This window comes from Rhizobacter sp. (genome assembly GCF_035702065.1).
GTDB lineage: Bacteria > Pseudomonadota > Gammaproteobacteria > Burkholderiales > Burkholderiaceae_C > Rhizobacter.
In genome coordinates this window covers 1-2,961 of the sequence record NZ_DASSRA010000227.1, presented here as the reverse complement: position 1 = coordinate 2,961, position 2,961 = coordinate 1, and the positions used below count along the sequence as shown (strand labels likewise).

6 protein-coding genes are annotated in these 2,961 nt (G+C 66.9%); 1 reads left to right on the top strand and 5 read right to left on the bottom strand.

Features of this window, described 5'->3' with window-relative positions:
- Nucleotides 1–188, top strand: a 188-nt coding sequence (locus VFL64_RS10505; RefSeq protein WP_489540323.1) for a hypothetical protein, incomplete at its 5' end; no start/stop codon positions are given.
- A 102-nt stretch (nt 189–290) separates the two neighbouring features.
- Here the strand turns inward: VFL64_RS10505 and VFL64_RS10500 are convergent.
- The 5 genes from VFL64_RS10500 to VFL64_RS10480 all read right to left on the bottom strand — a co-directional run.
- The gene (locus VFL64_RS10500) at nt 291–776 is read right to left on the bottom strand and encodes an ExbD/TolR family protein (protein ID WP_489540322.1); all 486 of its coding nucleotides are present in this window, start codon (nt 774–776) and stop codon (nt 291–293) included.
- Between the two features lie 13 nt (nt 777–789).
- Nucleotides 790–1,290 carry an ExbD/TolR family protein gene (locus VFL64_RS10495; protein WP_489540321.1) on the bottom strand — a complete coding sequence of 167 codons (501 nt, stop codon included), beginning with the start codon at nt 1,288–1,290 and terminating at the stop codon, nt 790–792.
- A 1-nt stretch (nt 1,291) separates the two neighbouring features.
- Complete coding sequence (locus VFL64_RS10490) at nt 1,292–1,942, bottom strand: MotA/TolQ/ExbB proton channel family protein (protein WP_489540320.1); 651 nt, start codon at nt 1,940–1,942, stop codon at nt 1,292–1,294.
- A 31-nt stretch (nt 1,943–1,973) separates the two neighbouring features.
- Nucleotides 1,974–2,276: a hypothetical protein gene (locus VFL64_RS10485; RefSeq protein ID WP_489540319.1), complete on the bottom strand. Its 303-nt coding sequence runs from the start codon at nt 2,274–2,276 to the stop codon at nt 1,974–1,976.
- Nucleotides 2,273–2,961: tetratricopeptide repeat protein (locus VFL64_RS10480; RefSeq protein WP_489540318.1), on the bottom strand; the 689-nt coding region annotated here is incomplete at its 5' end. The genes VFL64_RS10485 and VFL64_RS10480, both read right to left, overlap by 4 nt.

The window sequence follows — 2,961 nt, the reverse complement described above, 5'->3', positions numbered from 1 at the left end:
CGCCGCGCCTGGCCAAGCTGATGATCGAGCAGCGCGAGCCGCCGCCCAAGCCCAAGCCGCCGGAGATCGCCAAGCCCGAGGCCGACAAGGCCATCGAGGCCAAGCCCGGCACGCCCGAGCCGGTGCGGCCCGGTCGACCTTCGGCTTGGGCATCAGCAACAGGAAGAGGCACAGCAACGCGACGATGACGAGCACCGTGTTCAGGATGCGCCGGTAGCGCTGGTCGTCTTCGGGCACGCTGGCCCAGGCGAGGACTGTGGGCCGGAAGGTGATTGCGAGGGCAGCCATGGTCAGGTCTTCCTCTGCACGGCGAACGCGATCTCGGTGAAGTTCGCGCGCGCACTGGTGTACATCACCTTGCGCAGCAGGCTGTAGGGCAGCGTCTTGTCGCCCATGATGGTCACGGCCTTGCTGCTGCCGTCCTTGTCGGCGCCCACCACCTGCCGGCTGGCCAGCAGGTCGAGCTCGGCCTTGAGGCCGGGGATCAGGTCATCCTTCAAAGCGTTGGCCTCGGCCACGCTGGCCACCTTGCGGCCATCGACCACGATGTCGGTGTCGCTCACCGCCACCACGATGGTCTGGCGCGGCGCCTTCTCGGCCGACGACAGCGGCAGCTTGACGGCGCGCGCGTTGGTCAGCACCTCGATGCCGGTGCTGGACATCAGGAAGAAGATCAGGATGGTGAAGATGTCGATCAGCGCCACGAGGTTCATGTCGAGCCCGGACTGATTGCGCGCCATGCGGGCCGCGCGCTTCTGGATCGGCGTCAGTTTCATGTGAGGCCCGTCCCTATTTCTTGACGACGCTGATCGGGGCGTCGCCGATCGAGATGTCGGGGAACAGCTCGAGGTTGGGCGTCTTGCCCTTGGCACCCGGCGGCTTGGTCTCGCGCACGGCGTCCATCACCTGCACGAGCACGTCGTACGCGGTGTTGGGCTGGGCCAGCACGCTGGCAGCCTTGGTGTCGGGGTACTTGGCCTTGATCTGCTGCATGAGGGTGGAGAGCGCCGCGATGTCGTAGCCCTGGGGTGTGCTCGGGATGCGCTGGATCAGCCCGCCGATGCGGTCACCGACGTCCAGCGCATCAGGCCGGATCACGACCTCCAGCTTGAGGTCGTTGACCTTCAGCTGCTCCACGCCGGAGTTCTTGGCCGGCAGGGAGAGCTCCAGCACCGCCAGGTGCGAGAACACCGCCGTAGACAGCAGGAAAGGCACGAGCACCACGATCACGTTGATGAACGCGGTCACCTCCAGGTGCACCGCGTGTTTGCGCGGGCGACGGACTGGCATGTCAGCGGACTCCGGCCTGTTGCTCAGCCTTCAGTCGACCGGTGACGTTCAGGAAGCTGATCTTGGCGGCTTCAAGACCGTCGACGATCTCGCTGGTGCGCGCCTGCAGGAAGGCGTGGATCAGCAGGAAGGGAATGGCCACCGACAGCGCGAACGCGGTGTTGTTCATGGCGATCGAGATCGAGGCCGACAGCAGCTCCGCCTTCTCGGCCGGGTTGACCGCGGCCACGGCCGTGAAGCCCTTGATCAGGCCGATGATGGTGCCCAAGAGGCCGACCAGCGTGATCACGTTGGCCAGCGTAGCGATGTAGTGGGTGCGCTTCTCCAGGCGGGGCACGATTTCCATCATGCCCTCTTCCATCGCCGCGTCGATGTCCTCGCGGCGGGCCGGGCTTTGCATGCGCTCCAGGCCGTTGGCCACGATCTTGCCGATGGCGGCGTCGGAGCCAGAAGCCGCGCTGTGCACTTCCTTGAACTTGCCGCTCTGCAGCATGGGGAGCACCTTCGCCCACAGCTTGCGGTTCTCGGTGCGTGCGCGGCGCAGGAACACAAAGCGTTCGATGGCGATGGCCAGGCCGACCGCCATGATGACGATGCTGAAGTAGATGGCAACGCCACTGTCCTGGAAGAATTTGACTGCGAAGTCGATCATGGTGCTCTCCTGTAACGGCTGATTCGATGGGTTATTTGGTTTGGGGTTGCGGCGCAGCAGGCGCCGCTTGCGGGGTGGCAGTCATCTGGGCGTCGTAGCGCACCTGGCGGCGGAACACGTCGCGGTCGATCGGGGCCAATGCCTCGTCCATGAGGCTGTTGCCCGGGCGGCCGGCCAGCTCGCTGGGCGTGGGTTTCTTCCAGGGCACGATGTACAAGACCTTGGGCAACTCGCGGTTGCCGATGATCTTGGTGCCGTCGATGTCGGCGCGGTCCTGCGCCAGCGCGGGCGCGGCGCCAGCCACGAGGGCCAGGCTCAGCAGGGTGTGCTTCATTCCTTCTCCTTGCGGGCCGGGGTGGCGGCCGGAGCAGTTGCGGCTGCGGCCGCCTTGGTGCGGTTCTTCAGGTCGGCCACCCACTTGGTGACGTTGGCGTCGCCCGCCGGCGTCAGCGCCAGGTAGCGATCGTAGAGCTCCAGCGCACGCTTGCTGTCCCAGAGGTAGAGGTCGGCCAGGATGGCCAGGTTGAGCGTGGCGGCGGCGTAGTTGGGGTCGAGTTCGAGGGCACGCTCGTAGGCCTCGCGTGCCTTGGTGAACTGGCCTTGCTGGCGGTAGGTGATGCCCAGCTGGTTGAAGTACAGCGGCTGGCGCGGGCTGGCCTTCACGGCCAGCTCGAGCTCGGTGGCCGACTGCGGCAGCTTGTTGGCCTGGCGGTAGATCACGCCCAGGTTGGCGTGCGGCCCGCCCAGCTCGGGGTGGAACTGCACCACGCTCTTGAAGCCGCGTTCGGCTTCGTCCATGCGGCCGGCGCGCATGGCGCGGCGTGCGTCGTCGAAGGCCTTTTGCGCAGCAGGTGTGACCACCACCTCGGCGTCGGAGGCGGCCTGCGGCTGGGAAGCTGCGGGCGCCGCCGGCCTGGCCGTGGCGGCCTGCTTGGAGGCGGCGGTCGAGCCGATCGGCGGGTTGGCGTTCTCGGTGTTCGACCACGGCAGCGAAGAACAGCCCGCCGCGCCCAGGCAGC

What these genes read in the sequence shown, in the direction of transcription:
- VFL64_RS10500 (WP_489540322.1), bottom strand. Translation starts at nt 776, where the DNA reads ATGAAACTGACGCCGATCCAGAAGCGCGCGGCCCGCATGGCGCGCAAT.
- VFL64_RS10495 (WP_489540321.1), bottom strand. Translation starts at nt 1,290, where the DNA reads ATGCCAGTCCGTCGCCCGCGCAAACACGCGGTGCACCTGGAGGTGACC.
- VFL64_RS10490 (WP_489540320.1), bottom strand. Translation starts at nt 1,942, where the DNA reads ATGATCGACTTCGCAGTCAAATTCTTCCAGGACAGTGGCGTTGCCATC.
- VFL64_RS10485 (WP_489540319.1), bottom strand. Translation starts at nt 2,276, where the DNA reads ATGAAGCACACCCTGCTGAGCCTGGCCCTCGTGGCTGGCGCCGCGCCC.